The sequence below is a fragment of the Azospirillum sp. NS33 genome (assembly GCF_059703765.1).
Genome location: NZ_BAAKJB010000022.1, coordinates 91277 through 108307 on the forward strand (window position 1 = coordinate 91277; position 17031 = coordinate 108307).

Sequence of the window (17031 nt, forward strand, 5' to 3'; positions counted from 1 at the left end):
GGCGCGCCGTCAGGCGGCGCGGACGGTGGCGATGAACGTCGTCACCTCGGCGCGCAGGGTTTCGGCCTCGCGCGACAGGCCCTCGGCGGCGCCCAGCACCTGGGTGGCGGCGGCGCCGGTTTCGGCGGCGGCCTGGTTGACTCCGGCGATGGTGCCGGTGACCGCCTCGGTGCCGCGGGCGGCCTGGGCGACGTTGAGGGCGATCTCCCGGGTCGCCGCGCCCTGCTCCTCGATGGCCGAGGCGATGGCGGTGGCGATCTCGTTCATCCGGGTGATGGTCCGGCCGATGCCGTCGATGGCGGTGCTCGCCCCCTCCGTGGCGCCCTGGATCTCCTTGACCTTGATCTGGATCTCCTCGGTGGCGCGGGCGGTCTGGGTGGCCAGCGCCTTGACCTCCTGGGCGACCACGGCGAAGCCCTTGCCGGCCTCGCCGGCGCGCGCCGCCTCGATGGTGGCGTTGAGCGCCAGCAGGTTGGTCTGGCCGGCGATGCCGGTGATCAGGTCGACCACCTCGCCGATCTGCTGGGCGGCGATGACCAGGCCGCGCATGGTGGCGGTGGTGCGGCCGGCCTCGCCGACCGCCTCGCCGGCGATCTCCACCGAGACGGTGACCTGCTGGCCGATCTCGCCGATGGTGGCCGACAGCTCCTCGGTGGCGGTGGCGACGGTCTGGACGTTGGCCGAGGCGCCGTGGGCGGCGTTGGCCACGGCGGCGGCCTGCTGGCTGGTCTGGGTGGCGGTGGCCGAGAGGGCGGAGGCCGAGGCCTGCATCTCGGTGGAGGCCGAGGCGACGGTCTCCACCACCCCCTGCACGCTGGCCTGGAAGCTGTCGGCCAGCCGGTTCATGGCCTCCCGGCGGTCGGCCGCCGCCCTGACCTCGGCGGCCCTGGCCTCCTCCTCCATCTCGCGGGTGCGGATCATCGAGGCACGGAAGACCTGGACGGCCTCGGCCATCGCGCCGATCTCGTCCTTGCGGCCCAGCGCCGGGATCGCCGAGGCGGTGTCGCCCGACGCCAGGCGGCGCATGGCGTCGGTCATGGCGGCCACGGGAACCGCGATCGACCGGGCGATCAGCCACGCCAGCAGCGCACCGAGGGCGAGGGCGCCGAGGGACAGGGCCAGCGTCGTGGTCTCGGCGCCGGCGGCGTCACGCTCGGCCCTGGCGGCCACCGTCGACTGGGCGGCGGCGGCCTCGGCGCGGATCGCCGAGGTGGCCGCGCTCAGCTCGCCGCCCAGGGTGGACAGCGGGCCGTCGACGATCGCCGTCAGATCGGCGATGACCCCGGCGAGGTCGCCAAACCCGGCGGCGTAGGCGGGCAGCCGGTCGGCGACCCGGGCGAGCCGCTCCGCTTGCCCGTCGGCCAGAGCCATGGCGCGCAGGCGCTCGACCCCCTCGCGGACCGATGCGATGATCTGGCCGACCTCGTCGCGGTCCGCCGCGGCGTGGCCGGCGACAAACCGCGCGGCAACCGTGCGGGCGAGCAGAAACTGGGCGTTGAGCCGGGCCGCGGGGATCACGGTGTCCACGGAGCGCAGGGCCATCTCGGCGTCGCTGACCTCGGTGAGCAGGCCGCGGATCTCGGTGCCCAGGCCGTTGACGACCTCGGCCATCAGCCGGTTCTGGCGAGCGCGCAGGGCGACCAGCTGGCCGAACGCGGCGGCGTATTGCTTCTCCAGGGCGACCACACGCTCGGACGCCGTCCGCTCCGACGCCGACGCCGCCTTGATGTCGGCGCTGATCCGCTCGAGTTCGCTGGCGGCGGCGCGGAACTCCGTCACGGCGTTCTCGGCGCCCGACGCGTGGAAGCGGTTCGCCGCCAGCCGGGCCCGCAGCAGGGTGGTGTCCGCCTGGGCGCTGAGAAGGGCGATGTCGGACTGCGCGGTGTAGTCGGCCAGATTGGCCTCGCCGGCGCGGACCGACAGCCACGCCGCGGCGCTCAGCCCGACCAGCAGGAGAAGCACGGCGCCGAACCCGATGAAGATCCGTGTCGGCACCCGAAGATTGGCGAAGAGGCTGGATTCGCGAGGAGGCGTGGTGGTCGTCATGGTCCGGTCGTCCTGTCGGTGAGGGATGCCGAGCTGCCACGCGGTGGCTGCAGGCACCCTCCCAGCATTCCCGTGTCGATTTAAAGTCGAGTAAAAAGAGATCCGTTCGTGAGCGGTGAGTTCAATACTTGAATACCGGACCCGGAATTTTGGATGAATTCAAAAATCGTCAATTTCATACATCGGGCGACAACACGTATCAGGCAAGGGAGCCATCCGGATGATGTGGTCCGGAGCGCGTCGCGGGTGGTGGGTTGCGGCGGGCCGGGCGCGGCCGGCGGTGCCAGGACGCGCCGCACCGGCCGGCGCCGTCCCGTCACCGCGTCCCGTCACCGTGTCGGACAGGCGGTTCCACGGGCCGGCGCATCGTGCTGGCGTTTCCGCCCCGTGGAAGGGGCGTCAGCCCGCCGTGGCTTCGGCCACCGCGGCGCGGCCGATCGTCTCGGCCTGGGCCGGGCGCAGCAGCAGGGCGTAGCGGCGGATCAACCAGACGACCCGCTCGAACACGGCGGTCTGGCTGAACAGCGCCTGGCGCACCGCGAGGGAGGGCGGCGTGTCGGTGCGCAGCAGGCTGGTCCGGGTGCGCTCCATCAGCTCGGAACGGTCGGACGCCAGCGCAACCAGCATCTCGACGTCGCCGGGGTCCGGGTCCGCGGCGGTGTCGGCCACCGTCGACAGCAGGGCGTGGAGGCTTTCGACGAGGTTGCGGGTGAGCGGGTGCGCCGGGCCGGCGTCGGCCGGCGCGGCGACGATTCCCGACACCAGCTCGTGGACGCTGTCGTTGAGGGACACCAGAACCTCCTGGCGGGCCTGCAGGCGCATGCCGCGTTCCAGGGCGTCGCGACCCATGGAACCGTCCAGAAGCTCGGTCTGGAAGGCGTCGATGGCCCGGGCCAGGGTCGAGGTGGCCTCGTGCAGGTCGCGGAACGGAACGGGCTCGTCGGTGTCCGGCGCCTCGCGCACCGCGTCCAGATAGTCGGGGAGGTGCCGGGCGAGCCGGGCCTGTTCCTTGTCCACCAGGGCCAGAGCCGATTCCGCGTCGACCAGCGCCTGATCGTAGAGGTACTGGGGCCGCGCCAGAACCTCGCCCCTGGAGGGCGGGGACAGACGCGCCAGCAGGCGTGCCACCGGGCCGTGGAGCGGCAGCATCAGCACGGCCGGCAGGATCTGGCACGCCAGGAACACCCAGGCGACGCGCATGGTCAGCCCGTCCGCGGAGTCGCCGACGAGCTGGTGCAGCAACGGCACGGCCCACGCCGATTCCGACAGGAACAGGGGGGCCAGGATGGCGACCGCCAGCGCTTTGAACAGCGCCTGGAAGATCCCGAGCTGGCGCGGCGTGCCCGCGAGGTTGCCGGCCATCAGGAGCGTGCTGAGGCCGGACCCGAGGTTGGCCCCGAGCACCACCATGATGGTTTCCGGCTCGCCGATCAGCCCGGCTCCGGCCATCGTCACCGCCAGCACCGACACCGTCGCCGAGGATTGGGCGACCATCGTCACCGCCAGCCCCAGCAGCATCAGCAGGGCGTCGGAGGCGGCGGCGAAGCGCATCGCCGCCTCGACCCAGGGCAGCGCGCGCAGGGGCTCGGCCGCCTCCTTCAGCAGCGAGAGGCCGAGGAACAGCGTGCCGAGGCCGAGCAGCGCGCCCACCACGTGGCGGTAGCGCGTCGACTTGTCGAGGTCGAGGTAGTAGCAGACGCCGGTGACGCCGAGCAGGTAGAGCACGGCCAGCCGCAGGTCGAGCACCGCCAGCAGCACCAGCGCCGAGGTGCCGAGGTTGGACCAGCCCACCAGGGCCAGCGCCTGGCGCACGGTCAGGGCGCCCGCGGTGACGAGATTGATGACGATGAAGGTGGCGGCGTTGGTGCTCTGGGTCAGCATGCCCAGCAGCGTGCCGGCGCCGGCGGCCAGGAGCGGGTTGCCGGTGGCCCGGCCCAGCACCAGGCGGAACCGCCGCCCGGCCATGTGCTGGAGGTTCCGGCCGATCAGCTTCACGCCGGTGAAGAACAGGCCGAGGCCACCAAACAGCGTGGCAAGGATCTCCACCCGCTCTCCCCCCGTCAGCCGGCCCGGAAACTGGTGCGCACGAGGATCGCCCCGACCAGGACGATGCCCACCAGCATGCTGGCGATGGCGACCGTGCGCAGCGTCTCGTACCGCTCGGCGCGCGCCGTGTCCACCGCCGTTCGGACATCCCGGGCGCGCGTGCGCACCGCCTCGGCCAGCGCATCGATGGCGTCGTCCAGCGGACGGTCGATCCCCCGCACCGCGTCGTCGACCGTGGCGACGCTGGCCGGGTCCGCGCGGTCGAACATCGCCAGCGCCGTGCGGTAGCGCTCGCCCAGCGCGGCGTGGCTGGACCGCGTCCCGGCCACCGCCCCGGCGTCGAGCCCGAGGTCCCCGGCCATGCCGGCCAGGGCCTCGAGCCGGTCGTGGGCGCGCCGCTCCTGCGCCTCGAATCCCGTGAAATGGCGGTCGTAGTCGGCCGGATGGTGGCCGCGCAGCAGCACGTTCTTCCACTCCTGCACCTGCACCTTGAAGGCGACCTGCGCTTCGCGCGCGGTGTCGAGGGCGTGGGTCAGGCGGGACAGCGTCTCCTGGTCGCGGGCGTCGGCGTCGCCGGCGTAGTGGATCGCGAACAGGCCGATCAGCGCGTTGAGGACCAGCACGGCGATCAGCGACCCGGCGAGGGCGACGATCGAGCCGCGGCGCCGGCCGCCGCCGGTGTAGGCCGGTGTCCGTGTCCCTGGCGCCATCGCTGCCTCCCCTTGACCCGTGCCGGCCGTCCGGAGCGCGGTGTGGCACGGGCCCGGGTGTAGCGCGGGCAACCGGGGCTTGTCCACCACCGCCGATCCCGCTTGAAGCGGCCGGCCGATTGTGGTTTGCCGGTGTCTCCAGCGCATCGGGGGGGGGACAGCGGCGTTGATCGGCGTTTTCGATTCCGGCCATGGCGGCCTGACGGTGCTTCGGGCCCTGGTCGACGCGGCGCCGGGGCGGCCGTTCGTGTACCTGGGCGACCACGCCGCGGCGCCCTACGGCGCGCGCAGCGAGGACGAGGTGTTCGCGCTGACGGTGCGCGGCGTGGAGCGCCTGTTCGACCACGGCTGCCGGCTGGTGGTCCTCGCCTGCAACACCGCGTCGGCGGTGGCGTTGCGGCGCCTGCAGCGCACCTGGCTGCCGGGGCGCGCCCCCGGCCGCAACGTGCTGGGCGTTCTGGTGCCGGTGGTCGAGGCGATCACCCGCGTCCCCTGGATGGTCGAGGAGCCGCCCGGCGACCGCCTCCCCGAACCCCGCACCGTCGGTGTCTTCGCCACGCCGCGCACGGTGGCCAGCGGCGCCTACCCCCGGGAGATCGCCAAGCGCGCCCCGGACGTGACGGTGATCCAGCAGCCCTGCCCGGATCTGGTGCCGCTCATCGAACGGGGGGCGTCCGCCGCCACCGTCGGGCCCGTCGTGAGCGGCCACGTCGCCGCCCTGCGGGCGGCCGCGGGCGGCCGTCCGCTCGACACGGTGGTGCTGGGCTGCACCCACTATCCCCTGGTCGTCGACCTGTTCGTCCAGGCCCTGCCGCCGGGAACCGAGGTGCTGTGCCAGCCCAGCCTGGTGGCCCGCTCGCTCGACAAGTACCTGGAGCGCCATCCGGAGTTCGCGCCTGACCCGGCCGCGGCGCCGCCGGTCCGCTTCCTCACCACCGGCGACACCGCACGGGTGACCGAGCTGGCCGGCCGCTTCTTCGCCAGCCCGACCCGCTTCGAGGCTGCGGGCGCCTGACCGGCCCGGCCCGCGCCGGAGACGGCGCGGCCACCGCCCGCGCAGCGGCCTGCGCGGGCATCTCGGGAACCTCCGCCTTGGCTGTCGTGTTCATCGGCCAGGATCAACGCGAGGTGGAGGCCGCAATGCGATTGCTGGTGCTCGTCACGACGCTCATGACGGGGGTGCTGGCCGGCCTGTCCACGACGGTGGCGCACGCGCAGGCTCCCCAGGGGCAGGGGCAGGGGCAGGGGCAGGAGCAGGGGGCCGCTCCGCAAGGGGTGTGCGCCGACGGCCTGGCCCGCCTCGACCAGGAGGCCGACGCGCTGGATGGCGGCGCGGCCCCGCAGCCCGGGCTGACCCGGGACGAGATGGCCGAGCTGGACAATCTGCGCACCACCGCCCGGCGCCTGGCGGACGCCGCGGACGGTGCGGGGTGCGCGCGGGTCGTGCGGCGGGGCGTCGGCCTGGTCGGCGCCATCCACACCCCGCGGGTGGTCTCGGCCGACGGCCTCAAGGAACTGGCGCTTCAGGGGTCCGAGGGCGACGAGGTCGGCACCATCCGCGAGGTGGTGATCGACCCGCGCAGCGGGCGGGTCGCCTATGCGGTGGTCGAGCTGGGCGGGTTCCTCGGTCTCGGCGAACGCTACTTCCCCGTTCCCTGGGCGGTGTTCGAAACCGGAGCGCGGGGCGACGGGCTGGTGTTGACCGTGCCGCGCGACCGCCTGGTCACCGCGCCCCAGTTCACCCGCGACCAGCGTCCGGACATGACCGACCGGCGCTGGGCGCTGGCCCTGCACACCTATTACGGGGTCGAGCCCTACTGGCTGGAGGGCGGGGCGGCGCTGGCCGGCCAGGTGGAGCGGGCCGGCCGCAGCAGCGAGGCGGTGGCGCGCCTGGAACGCGAGGTGCAGCGGCTGTCGCAGGGGGTCGACGGGCTGTCCCGCCGGATCGAGGAGGCGCTGCCCGCCGACACCCCGGAGGCGGTCGTGCCGCCCCCGCCCGGGGATCCGGTGCCCGGCGCGCCCGCCACCCAGTGAGACGGCCCCCCCGTCCCACGGCCCCAGTCCGACGGCCCCCCAAGTGGGACGGCCGCAACGAGACCCAGGAACCCTTGAGGAGACGACGATGGCGCAGGACTCCGACGATCGCGACTTCGACCGGATGATCAATGTCGGTCACACCGAACGCCTGCTGTCGCTGGTGGGTGGCAGCGTGCTGGCGGTGCTCGGGGTGCGCCGGCCCACCGTGTCGGGGGCGGCCATGGCGCTGGCCGGCGGCGCGCTGGTGGCGCGCGGGCTGACCGGGTACTGCCCGGTCTACGGCGTGGCCGGGATGTGGCGGGACGTCCGCGCCAGGGCCATCCCCAACGCCGACGTCGACCCCGGCCGCGATCCCTACTCGCGCAACCCCGGCGACATCTATCGGCCGGCCGACACCAAGGAGCGGGTCGACGAGGCGTCCGAGGAGTCCTTCCCCGCCAGCGACCCGCCGTCGTTCGCGCCCGGCGCCACCTGACCCGGCCGTCGCCATTGCGGGGGGGCCGAACTGTATTGTCCCAGTAACCGGGCAGGGTATATCCCTGCCCGGTGTTTTGTTTCATCCGTCGTCGCGCATCTTGTTCAAGGCGATGCTAATATGATGTTTTTGTTGCCTGTGTCCCTCGTTGCGCCTGACCTTCGCCTGGTTTATGGTGCGGTGCACAACCGGCGACGCCCTGCCGGCGGCCGTGGAACGGACTCGATTGAGGGGACAAGAGGACATGTCGTTGATTTCGTTGAAGGGCAAGCGCGGACTGATCGTCGGCATCGCCAACCAGAGCAGCATCGCCTACGGCTGCGCCAAGGCGTTCAGGGAGATGGGCGCGGACGATCTGGCCATCACCTATCTCAACGCCAAGGCCGAGCCGCATGTCCGCCCGGTGGCGGAGTCCCTGGGCGCCGGCATCGTCATGCCCCTCGACGTCCGCGTCGATGGCGAGATGGAGACGGTGTTCGCCGAGATCACCAAGCGCTGGGGCCGCCTCGACTTCGTTCTGCACTCCATTGCCTTCGCCCCGCGTGACGATCTGCACAACCGGGTCACCGATTGCTCGCGCGACGGCTTCGCCATGGCGATGGACGTGTCGTGCCATTCGTTCATCCGCATGGCCCGCCTGTCGGAGCCGCTGATGACCGACGGCGGCTGCCTGCAGACCGTGAGCTTCTACGGCGCCGACAAGGTGGTCGAGCACTACAACCTGATGGGGCCGGTCAAGGCGGCGCTGGAAAGCGTCACACGCTACCTCGCCTATGAGCTGGGGCCGAAGGGCATCCGCGTGCACACGCTGTCGCCGGGCCCGCTGGCGACCCGCGCCGCCTCGGGCATCGACCACTTCGACGAGCTGATGGCCAAGGCGGCGGACCGCGCGCCCCAGCACCGGCTGGTCACGGTCGACGACGTCGGCGCCTACTCCGCCTATCTCGCCAGCGACGCCGCCAAGGCGGTCACCGGCTCGCTGGTCTACGTCGACGCCGGCTACAACATCATGGGCTGAGACGGCATCATGGGCTGAGGGCGGCGCCGGGCGGCGCCCCCCTTCGCCGACGTCTGACGGGGCCCCCCGTCAGACGTCGGTGACGGAGTCCAGCGACCAGCCGCCCCGGTCGAGGAAGCGGCGTTCCAGCTCCGCCGTCGGCAGGGGCCGCGCGAAGTGGAACCCCTGGGCCTCGTCGCAGGCGTGGAGGCGCAGGAAGGCGAGCTGGTCGGGGGTCTCGATGCCCTCCGCCACCACCCGCAGGCCGAGCTGGCGGCCCATCGCGATGATCGTCGCGGCGATCGCCGCGTCGTCGTCGTTGGCGGCGACCTCGTCGATGAAGGAGCGGTCGACCTTCAAGGCGGTGATCGGCAGCCGCCGCAGGTAGGCCAGCGACGAGTAGCCCGTGCCAAAATCGTCCACCGCCAGCCCGACGCCCAGGCCGCGCAGGGCGTGCAGGGTTTCGACGATGGTGTCGATGTTGTCCATCATCGTCGTTTCCGTCAGCTCCAGCTCCAGCAGCCGGGGATCGACGCCGCTCGCCTCGAGGTGGGCGCGCAGGGTCTCGGGGCTGAGGCCGCCGCCGGCGAGCTGGCGGACCGAAACGTTGACGGAGACGGGCAGGGGCGGGATGCCGCGCGCCTGCCAGTCGGCGATCTGGGCCAGGGCGGTCCGGATCACCCAATCGCCGAGCGCGCCGATCATCCCCATCTCCTCCACCACCGGGATGAACAGCGCCGGCGACAGGTAGCCCTGACCCGGGCGGTTCCAGCGGATCAGCGCCTCCAGGCCGATCACGCGCAGCGACGCGACGTCGACCTTGGGCTGGTAGAACAGCTCGAAACGGTTGTACTCCAGCGCCTCGCGCAGCCCGTTCTCCAGGGCGAGGCGGGCCGACACCTCCTCGTTCATCTCCGGCCGGAAGAACCGATAGGTGTTGCCGCCGCCGGTCTTGGCCGAATGCATGGCGGTGTCGGCGTGGCGCAGCAGGGCCGGCACGTCCGCGCCCTCGTCGTCGCTGGTGGCGATGCCGACGGAGGCGGTGACGAACAGCGTCCGGTCGTTCACCGTGATCGGCTGGGCGAGGGCCTGCAGCACCGCCTTGGCGACGCGCCCGGCGTCCTGGGCGTCGGCGAGGTCCTCGGCGATCACCAGGAACTCGTCGCCGCCCAGGCGCCCCACCGTGTCGGTGCTCCGCACCGCGTCCGACAGCGCGCCGGCGACCGCCTTCAGCAACTGGTCGGCGGCGTCGTGGCCGAGGCTGTCGTTGACCAGCTTGAAGCGGTCGAGGTCGACCACCAGGGCGGCGAGCCGGCTGTTCTTGCGCCGTGCCAGGGCGATGGCGTGGGCCAGGCGGTCGTGCAGCAGCGTGCGGTTGGGAAGCCCGGTCAGCGGGTCGTGGGTCGCCATGTACATGAGCTGCTCTTCGAAGCGCTTGCGCTCCGTCACGTCGGCCATGGTGCCGGTGAAGCGCAGCGCCACGCCGGCGTCGTCGCGCACGCACCGGCCCTTGGCCTCGATCCACACCCAGGCGCCGTCCTTGCGGCGCATGCGGTAGACCGGGGAGTAGTCGGGCACCTCGCCGCGCAGGTAGCGTTCCGCCAGGGCGCTGGTCCAGGCCCGGTCGTCGGGGTGGACCAGCGCCTCCCATGTGCTGCCCAGCTTCATCGCCAGGTCGTCGGGATCGTAGCCCAGCATGGTGACGAACTCCGGCGACCACCACATCGCGCCGCTGCGCAGGTCGACGTCCCACACGCCTGAGCGCGTGGCGGTCACCGCGAGCTTGAGGCGCTGCTCGCTGTCGCGCAGCGCCTGCTCGGCGTGCTTGCGCTCGGCGATGTCCTGGACCACGCAGATGTAGCTCATGCGCTCGGCCAGCCGCATCTGGCTGACCGAGAAGGCGATCGGCACCGTGCTGCCGTCCCGGCGGCGGCCGGTCAGCTCCTGGCGCACCACCTCGTGGCGGTCGGCGGGGCGGTCGAGGCAGCGGGCGAGGGCCACCAGGAAGCGGCGCAACTCCCCGTCGGCCAGGCAGCGGTCGAACGACAGGCCGGCGATCGCGTCCGCATCGTAGCCGAACAGCTCCAGGGCGGCGCGGTTCATGGTCTCCACGCGATGCTGCGGATCGAGGGTGACGATGCCGTCGGCGATGTTCTCCATGATGCCGCTGAGGCGGGCCTCGCGCTCGCGCAGCCGTGCCTCGGTGCGGCGGTGCTGCTCCAGCGAGCCGCCCAGGCGGACCAGCAGGGCGTTGATGGCGCGGCCCAGCAGGCCGATCTCGTCGTCGCGGTGACGGGTCGGGATGGCGAGAAGCCCGTCCGAAGGGCGCGCCGGATCGACCCGGGCCAGGGCTCCGGACACGCGCAGGAAAGGCTTCGTGACGGACATATGGAAACTCACCACCAACACGGCCGCCAGACCGGCGGTCCACAGCAGCCCGGCGATCAGCAGGCGCGCCGATCGTTCGAAGAAGTCGGCCGCCACGAGCGCCCCGTCGACCGCCACCTCCAGCCAGCCGACCGGGCCGTCGTAGCGGTCGACGGCCAGCGGCAGGGAGTAGGTCCGGTCGGCCGGCAGCAGGCGCCGCGCCAGCCAGCCGAGGCTGCCGTCGACCGCGGGGCGCTCGCGGCTGGCCAGCGTGCGGCCGGAGTCGTCGCGCACCGAGGCGCGGACGATCGGGCTGTAGGCGAACAGCCCGTCGAGCATGCGCGCGGCCAGCGCGTCGTCCAGGGCGTAGGCGGCCTCCGCCGCGGTGCCGCGCACGGTGCGCAGGACCTGGCCGACGACGGCGTCGGTGGTGCGGCCGAGCTGGACGAGGTCGATGACGATCTGTCCGGCCGCCAGCAGCATGCCCAGCAGGACGGTCACCAGCACGGTGTTGCGCGCCTGCTTGTAGGACAGGCGCTTGCGCAGGGGCAGCCGTGGCGCCGCGGCGACACGCCCGGCCTCGCCTCCGGAGCGGTCGTCGACCGCGCGGTGGCCGGGGGCGATGTCCGTCGGGATCGACGTCATGGGCGCTGTCCGTCCGTGCGAGAGGCGGCCGGCGCAACCGGAGATCGCCGCACTGGTTTTCGGGATGGATCATATTTGAGGAGAACAAAGCTTTGATTACATACAGATGACGTTTCCGGGACGGCCCGGGCCGCGGACCGCCGGGCCGGGTTGGCTTGCGCCGGGGCCGTGATCGCCTATAAGGGGGCGGTCCGCGTCGTCCTCGCCCAAGACGGAGCACTCTGCCTTGCGAATCCCCGATCTCACCGACCTCGCCGGCGCCGGCACCCGCCTGTTCGACCAGCTCGGCGACGCCGCCGGGCGGATGCTCGAGGGGGAGGTGCGCCTGGGGGTCACCGGGCTGCGGCGCTCCGGGAAGACGGTGTTCGTCACCGCCCTGGTGGACAACCTGCTCAAGGCCGGGCGGCTGCCGTTCCTCGACGTCATGGCCACCGGCCGCTACCAGGCGGCCCGCCTCAAGCCGCAGCCCGACGCCGACGTCCCGCGCTTCGACTACGAGCGCCACCTCGCGGCCCTGACCGGCCCCGATCCGGGCTGGCCGCAGGCGACCCGCGGCATCAGCCAGCTTCGGCTGGCGGTCCGCTACCGGCCGGGCTCGGCGCTGCGGCGGACGGTGCATCCGGTGTCGACCCTGAACCTGGTGATCGTGGACTATCCCGGGGAATGGCTGCTCGACCTGCCGCTGATGCGCCTGAGCTTCGCCGAGTGGAGCCGCATGACCTTGGAGATGGCGCGCCACCCGCCGCGCGCGCCGCTGGCGGCCGACTGGCTGGCCTGGACCGGGGACGTCGATCCCGCGGCCAGCGCCGAGGAGGAGGAGGCCCGCCGCGGTGCGGCGCTCTACACCGCCTATCTCCACGCCTGCCGCCGCATCGAGCCCGGGCTGAGCCTGATCCAGCCGGGCCGCTTCGTCGAGCCGGGCGACATGAAGGATGCGCCGCTGCTGACCTTCTGCCCGCTGCCCGGCGACCGGCGGGGGCGCCACTCCCTGTGGGCGCTGATGGAGGAGCGCTACGAGGCCTACAAGACCTCGGTGGTGCGCCGGTTCTTCACGGAGCATTTCGCCCGGCTGGACCGCCAGGTCGTGCTGATCGACGTGCTGGGGGCGCTGAACGCCGGCCCGGTCGGCCTGGCCGACATGAAACGGGCCCTGGAAACCAGCCTGGAGCCGTTCCGCCATGGCAGCGCCGGCTGGTTCGACTGGCTGCTCGGCAACCGGATCGACCGCGTGCTGTTCTGCGCCACCAAGGCCGACCACATCGCCGCCAGCCAGCACGGCAACCTGAAGGCGCTGCTCGACGGCTTCGTCGGCGACGCGCGGGCGCAGATCCGGTTCGAGGGGGCGGCGGTGGAGACCATGGCGATCGCGTCCATGAAATGCACCGACTCCGTGGTGGCCGAACACGAGGGACGGCAGCTGCGCTGCGTGCGCGGCGTTCCCGTGGGGCGCGACCGTCCGACTGTGCTGTTCCCGGGGGAGATCCCCCAGGGGCACGAGGTGTTCCCGCCGGGGCGTGAGCGCCCCTACACCTTCCTCAGCTTCGCGCCGCCGGTGGGGGCGGGGGCGGACGGCCGTGGCCTTCCCCATGTCCGTCTGGACCAAGCCCTGCAGTTCCTCCTGGGGGATCATCTGGCATGAGCGAACGCACCCCGGAGCGGGACTGGATCGCGCCCATGGAGCTGGACCCGGACGGGTCCGCCGCCGCGGCGCCGCCGCGCCACGAGCCGGAGCCCGCCGAACTGCCGGCCGGCGCCGTCACCGACGAGGAGCGGCCGGCCGCGCTGCCGGTTCCGGCCCCGCCGCCGCGCAGCCGGATCGGCCGCTGGCTGGCGGCGGCGCTGGGCACCATCGTCGCCGTGGCCCTCGGCTTCGACACGGCCGACCTGCTCGACCGGTCGTTCGCCGTGAGCCTGGCGCTGGGCAGCGCGGTGGCGGCCGCGGTCGGGGTGGCGCTGGTTGCCGTCGCCGCCATGGTCGTGAAGGAGCTGCGGAGCCTCAAGCGGCTGCGCCGCATCGAGGCGCTGCGCGGCGAGGCCGACCGCCTGGAGGGGGCGGCGGGGCACGGCGAGGGCGACCGCTTCGCCGGGGCCCTGGCCGGCCTCTATCGCGGCCGGCCCGATCTGGAGCCGGTGCTGGAGCGGCTGAAGGACGCCGTCACCGACGCCCACGACGACGGCGAGGTGGTGCGGCTGATCGACCGCGAGGTGCTGGCCGGCCTCGACCGCGCGGCTTACCAGCTCACGCTGCGCGCGGCGCGCGACACCGCGGTGGCGACGGCCCTGTCGCCGGCCGCCGCGCTCGACCTTGCGATCGTCCTGTGGCGCAACCTCAAGCTCGTGCGCCAGATCGCCAGCCTCTACGGCGTGCGCCCCGGCTATCTCGGCTCGCTGCGCCTGCTGCGCCGGATGCTCGGCAACCTCGCGGTGGCCGGGGTGGCCGAGAGCGCCCACCACATCACCGTGGAGGCCCTGGGCGGCTCGCTGGCCGCCGCCATCTCCACGCGGGTGGGACAGGGGGTCATCAACGGCCTGCTGACGGCGCGGGTCGGCATCACCGCCATGCACACCTGCCGCCCCGTCGCCTTCGGTCCGCACAACCGCCCCAGCCTCGGGCGCATCCGGACGGAGCTGCTGTCGCTGCCCAAGCAGGTGCTGTAGCCGGCGCTGCGACGGGACGGGCCGCGCCGCGGCAGGACGACGCAGCCCCCTGGTATCCACACCCGGAAATCGGGAAATGTGATACAGTGCTGGTCGAAGGGATCCTCCCTTCCGACGCTTCCGGCGCCGCTCCTCACCCAAGGAGGGATGCCATGGCCGAGACGTTGGACCCCACGATGCCGGCGACGACCGGCACCGATCGCGCGGTGTCCAGCCCCCGCCGCTCCGCCGATCCGATCGCGGAGATGCGGGAGCGGATGGACCGCATGTTCGACGGCCTGTTCTTCGATGGCGGTTTCGGGCGCTTCGCGCCCTTCGGGCGGCTGCATGCCGCAGCGCCGCCGGTGGTGGTGCCGCAGGTCGACATCGCCGAGACCGACGACGCCGTGACGATCACGGCCGATCTGCCGGGCCTGGAGGAGAAGGACGTGTCGTTGACGGTGCTCGACGGCGTGCTGACGCTGACGGGCGAGAAGAGGGTCGAGACGGAGGAAACGGGCGACAAGAAGAGCTACCATCTGGTCGAACGCCGCTACGGTGCCTTCACCCGGTCGTTCCGCCTGCCCGAGACGGTGGACCCGGAGACGGTGGCCGCGACGCTCGACAAGGGCGTGCTGACCATCACCCTGCCCAAGACGGCGGAGGAGCGCCGGCGGGGCCGCGCCATTCCCATCGGCGGTGGTCCCGCCGGCGGCGCGGCGCCCGACCCCGGAACGGCGCACTGACGGCGCACCGGGGTGAGGGCCCGCCGGCAACGGGCCCGCCGGTGAACGGCACGCCGACGGCGGCCATCGGTCGGTCGCCTGTGGTTTCGCCCCTCCCCCGCTGGCCGGGGGAGGGGCGCGTTGTGTGCGGGGAGCGGCCGGCTGCCGCTCAGGCGTTCATGCCCGGGTGCTTGTACTGCAGGGGCTGGTCGCTGGGCTGCCCGCCCTTTTCGGGGAGCTTGGGCTGGGGCATCGCGTAGAAGCGCGGCTTGTCCTTGTCCCAGCTCTTCTCGAAGGGAAGGGTCATGGCCAGGCCGGACTGGGCCTTCTCCGCCTCGCGCATGGCCTTCTGGAGCTCCTTCGCCAGTTCCTGGTCCCAGGGCAGCTTGTAGTAGCGGGGCTCGCTCTCGCCGTCGAGCTGCAGCCACAGATAGACCCCTTCGTTCTCGCGGATCTGGGCGCCCAGCACCAGGGCCTTCTCGGCCCCGGCCTGGTACCACTCCAGCCGGACCGGCTTGGGCTTGCTGAGCAGGTCGGCCATGCCGGCGTAGGCGACGGGCATGAAGCCGATTGAGACGGCGACCGCGGCGACCTTGACCAGGGCCTTGCGCGGCGACCACACGGCGATGGTGGCGAGCGTGCCGGCCAGGGCCACCGCCACCACCTGGAGTTCGAGGAGCTGCGACATCATTTGGCCTTCCAACTGCGCAACGCCACCGGCAGGCTGTGCACGCTCTTGTTGTCGAGGGCGCCGGTATCCGACAGCTTGAAACGATAGACGGTGGTTTCCTGGCCTTCGCGGGCCAGGTCGATGGTGGTCGAGAGGATCTGCCGCGTCACGTCGCCGGTCGGCGACTTCACGCTGGTCACCACGGTGACCGGAATCGGCGTGATCATCGACTTGTTGCGGTAGAGGTGCAGGTTCACCGCGTATTCGCCCGGCGGGATGCCGCGGGTGTACGACACCTCGTAGTTCAGCTTGGTCGGGTCGGCGTTGAGGCCGAGGTCGTCGCGCAGCAGGTTGAAGATCACTCCCGATTTGTTGGAGTACCCGACCGGCACGTCGCCCGGCGCGCGCACCCACAGGTCGATGTCGGCGTCCATCTCGTCGGGCCAGCGGGCCTCGACCATGACGTTGCCCGGCGCGTTGGCTTCGGCGTCGGCCGACTGTTTCGCCTCGGGGTGGATGTGCGGCAGCAGCAGGATCACCACGGCGACGAAGCCGCACAGCGCCAGCGTGATGACATCGCGGAAGACGGTGCTGCTGTCGTCCTCGTCAAACTGGTCAAGGGACTGCATGGCGCTCACCCAGGGCGACGATTTCGGTGATCAGGTTGACGGTGGCGCTGGACAGCATGTTGGCGTTGATGTTGAGCCAGATGTTCAGGACGCCGCCGACCAGGGTGGTGTAGAGCGCGACGGCCATCCCCTCGATCAGGCGTGAGACCATCGGGGCGATGGCGTTGACGTCGCCGGCGGACTGCGGATCGACGCCGGACAGCGCCATGATGAAGCCGATCACGGTGCCGATCAGGCCCAGCACCACCAGACTCGAGGAGGCATGGCGCACCGCGCTCACCCGGGAGGCCAGCTTCAGCTTCAGGGAGGACGCGGCGATCGCGCGGGCTCCGGAGTCCCGGCCGCGCACCTCCGCGAGGTACCGCGCGGCGCGCGACGGCACAGCGGGGCTGAATTCCTTGGTCAGGTTGATCTCGCGGCTGATCCGCCAGATCCGCTGGCCCGCCATCCCGAGGCCGCCCAGGAAGACGACGAGGATGAGCAGGCACAGGCGGGTGCTGTCGGCCGCGACGATGGGGTCGATCAGGCCTTCCGACCACGCCGCCGCCAGCAGCACGACGCCGGTGCCGTTGACCACCGCGAAGCGCAGCAGCAGCAGGTAGCGCTGCGCGGCGAGGGAGAGGACCCCCGCCGCGTCGCGTGGCCGGCTGCGCAGCACGGTGGGCACGGTTCCACGGTGGGGGGCGAGGGCGTCGGCGGCAACGTCGGTCATGGACGACACTCCAGCTTGTGAGGTGAGGCGCAATGCTCAAGCCGGAGTGTCGCAAAGGCCGTGCCAGACGCGGGCATCGTCGATCGGCGCCTCCCGGCACCGGGAGGCGGTTCCGCCGCTCAGGCGCGCGATCCGGGCGCTCCGCGCCGCGGGGCGGCGGGCGGCGCGCCCGTGGCCGGCACCCGGCCCTGGCCCAAGGGCAGGGTGCCGGACAGTCCGAACGTCATATGAAAATCAGCAATATGCCCAGGATTCGGGCGGAAAAGCATCCCGCTCCACGCGTGCCCAGCCGTTAGGCGATTGCTGCGCTGCACAAAATTGACTGTTGCGCAAAG

General features: G+C 72.3%; 14 protein-coding genes. 7 read left to right on the forward strand and 7 right to left on the reverse strand.

From position 1 onward, the window contains the following. Window positions 1-9: 9 nt before the first annotated feature. The 3 genes from AC6H2I_RS19445 to AC6H2I_RS19455 form a co-directional block, all read right to left on the reverse strand. Window positions 10-2046 (reverse strand): methyl-accepting chemotaxis protein, encoded by a 2037-nt coding sequence (locus AC6H2I_RS19445; protein ID WP_497502346.1) that lies wholly within the window; start codon window positions 2044-2046, stop codon window positions 10-12. Window positions 2047-2445: 399 nt separating this feature from the next. Beyond that, on the reverse strand, window positions 2446-4092 hold the full coding sequence (locus AC6H2I_RS19450; protein ID WP_497502347.1) for a Na/Pi cotransporter family protein: 1647 nt from the start codon (window positions 4090-4092) through the stop codon (window positions 2446-2448). Window positions 4093-4106: 14 nt separating this feature from the next. Next, window positions 4107-4802: a hypothetical protein gene (locus AC6H2I_RS19455; protein ID WP_497502348.1), complete on the reverse strand. Its 696-nt coding sequence runs from the start codon at window positions 4800-4802 to the stop codon at window positions 4107-4109. A 166-nt stretch (window positions 4803-4968) separates the two neighbouring features. Here AC6H2I_RS19455 and murI point away from each other — a divergent pair, with 166 nt between their 5' ends. From murI to fabI, 4 genes are all read left to right on the forward strand, one after another. Continuing rightward, the gene (gene murI, locus AC6H2I_RS19460; protein WP_497502349.1) at window positions 4969-5817 is read left to right on the forward strand and encodes a glutamate racemase; all 849 of its coding nucleotides are present in this window, start codon (window positions 4969-4971) and stop codon (window positions 5815-5817) included. Window positions 5818-5903: 86 nt separating this feature from the next. Further along, the gene (locus AC6H2I_RS19465) at window positions 5904-6836 is read left to right on the forward strand and encodes a PRC-barrel domain-containing protein (protein ID WP_497502372.1); all 933 of its coding nucleotides are present in this window, start codon (window positions 5904-5906) and stop codon (window positions 6834-6836) included. Window positions 6837-6924: 88 nt separating this feature from the next. Further along, complete coding sequence (locus AC6H2I_RS19470) at window positions 6925-7314, forward strand: YgaP family membrane protein (RefSeq protein ID WP_497502350.1); 390 nt, start codon at window positions 6925-6927, stop codon at window positions 7312-7314. Window positions 7315-7558: 244 nt separating this feature from the next. Further along, window positions 7559-8332 carry an enoyl-ACP reductase FabI gene (fabI, locus tag AC6H2I_RS19475; RefSeq protein WP_497502351.1) on the forward strand — a complete coding sequence of 258 codons (774 nt, stop codon included), beginning with the start codon at window positions 7559-7561 and terminating at the stop codon, window positions 8330-8332. Window positions 8333-8401: 69 nt separating this feature from the next. On the opposite strand, the gene AC6H2I_RS19480 is transcribed toward fabI, so the two are convergent. Continuing rightward, window positions 8402-11323: an EAL domain-containing protein gene (locus tag AC6H2I_RS19480; RefSeq protein ID WP_497502352.1), complete on the reverse strand. Its 2922-nt coding sequence runs from the start codon at window positions 11321-11323 to the stop codon at window positions 8402-8404. A gap of 226 nt (window positions 11324-11549) precedes the next feature. Here AC6H2I_RS19480 and AC6H2I_RS19485 point away from each other — a divergent pair, with 226 nt between their 5' ends. The 3 genes from AC6H2I_RS19485 (at window position 11550) to AC6H2I_RS19495 (ending at window position 14706) form a co-directional block, all read left to right on the forward strand. After that, entirely contained in the window at window positions 11550-12962 is a 1413-nt protein-coding gene (locus AC6H2I_RS19485) for a YcjX family GTP-binding protein (protein ID WP_497502353.1), read from the forward strand. Continuing rightward, window positions 12959-13981, forward strand: a complete 1023-nt coding sequence (locus AC6H2I_RS19490; RefSeq protein WP_497502354.1) for a YcjF family protein — start codon at window positions 12959-12961, stop codon at window positions 13979-13981. The genes AC6H2I_RS19485 and AC6H2I_RS19490 overlap by 4 nt, the downstream gene beginning before the upstream one ends. 152 nt (window positions 13982-14133) lie before the next feature. Then, a complete protein-coding gene (locus tag AC6H2I_RS19495) occupies window positions 14134-14706 on the forward strand; it encodes an Hsp20/alpha crystallin family protein (RefSeq protein WP_497502355.1) in 573 nt (190 codons plus the stop codon). Window positions 14707-14854: 148 nt separating this feature from the next. On the opposite strand, the gene AC6H2I_RS19500 is transcribed toward AC6H2I_RS19495, so the two are convergent. The 3 genes from AC6H2I_RS19500 to AC6H2I_RS19510 are packed head-to-tail and all read right to left on the reverse strand — an operon-like array spanning window position 14855 to window position 16696. After that, window positions 14855-15376, reverse strand: a complete 522-nt coding sequence (locus tag AC6H2I_RS19500) for a hypothetical protein (protein WP_497502356.1) — start codon at window positions 15374-15376, stop codon at window positions 14855-14857. After that, window positions 15373-15984 carry a DUF2135 domain-containing protein gene (locus tag AC6H2I_RS19505; RefSeq protein ID WP_497502357.1) on the reverse strand — a complete coding sequence of 204 codons (612 nt, stop codon included), beginning with the start codon at window positions 15982-15984 and terminating at the stop codon, window positions 15373-15375. Before AC6H2I_RS19505 ends, AC6H2I_RS19500 begins: the two co-directional genes overlap by 4 nt. Further along, window positions 15971-16696: a MotA/TolQ/ExbB proton channel family protein gene (locus AC6H2I_RS19510; protein WP_497502358.1), complete on the reverse strand. Its 726-nt coding sequence runs from the start codon at window positions 16694-16696 to the stop codon at window positions 15971-15973. The genes AC6H2I_RS19505 and AC6H2I_RS19510 overlap by 14 nt, the downstream gene beginning before the upstream one ends. Between the last annotated feature and the right edge of the window lie 335 nt (window positions 16697-17031).

What these genes read in the sequence shown, in the direction of transcription:
- AC6H2I_RS19445 (WP_497502346.1), bottom strand. Translation starts at nt 2,046, where the DNA reads ATGACGACCACCACGCCTCCTCGCGAATCCAGCCTCTTCGCCAATCTT.
- AC6H2I_RS19505 (WP_497502357.1), bottom strand. Translation starts at nt 15,984, where the DNA reads ATGCAGTCCCTTGACCAGTTTGACGAGGACGACAGCAGCACCGTCTTC.
- AC6H2I_RS19510 (WP_497502358.1), bottom strand. Translation starts at nt 16,696, where the DNA reads ATGACCGACGTTGCCGCCGACGCCCTCGCCCCCCACCGTGGAACCGTG.
- AC6H2I_RS19480 (WP_497502352.1), bottom strand. Translation starts at nt 11,323, where the DNA reads ATGACGTCGATCCCGACGGACATCGCCCCCGGCCACCGCGCGGTCGAC.
- AC6H2I_RS19470 (WP_497502350.1), top strand. Translation starts at nt 6,925, where the DNA reads ATGGCGCAGGACTCCGACGATCGCGACTTCGACCGGATGATCAATGTC.
- AC6H2I_RS19490 (WP_497502354.1), top strand. Translation starts at nt 12,959, where the DNA reads ATGAGCGAACGCACCCCGGAGCGGGACTGGATCGCGCCCATGGAGCTG.
- AC6H2I_RS19495 (WP_497502355.1), top strand. Translation starts at nt 14,134, where the DNA reads ATGGCCGAGACGTTGGACCCCACGATGCCGGCGACGACCGGCACCGAT.
- fabI (WP_497502351.1), top strand. Translation starts at nt 7,559, where the DNA reads ATGTCGTTGATTTCGTTGAAGGGCAAGCGCGGACTGATCGTCGGCATC.
- AC6H2I_RS19500 (WP_497502356.1), bottom strand. Translation starts at nt 15,376, where the DNA reads ATGATGTCGCAGCTCCTCGAACTCCAGGTGGTGGCGGTGGCCCTGGCC.
- AC6H2I_RS19455 (WP_497502348.1), bottom strand. Translation starts at nt 4,802, where the DNA reads ATGGCGCCAGGGACACGGACACCGGCCTACACCGGCGGCGGCCGGCGC.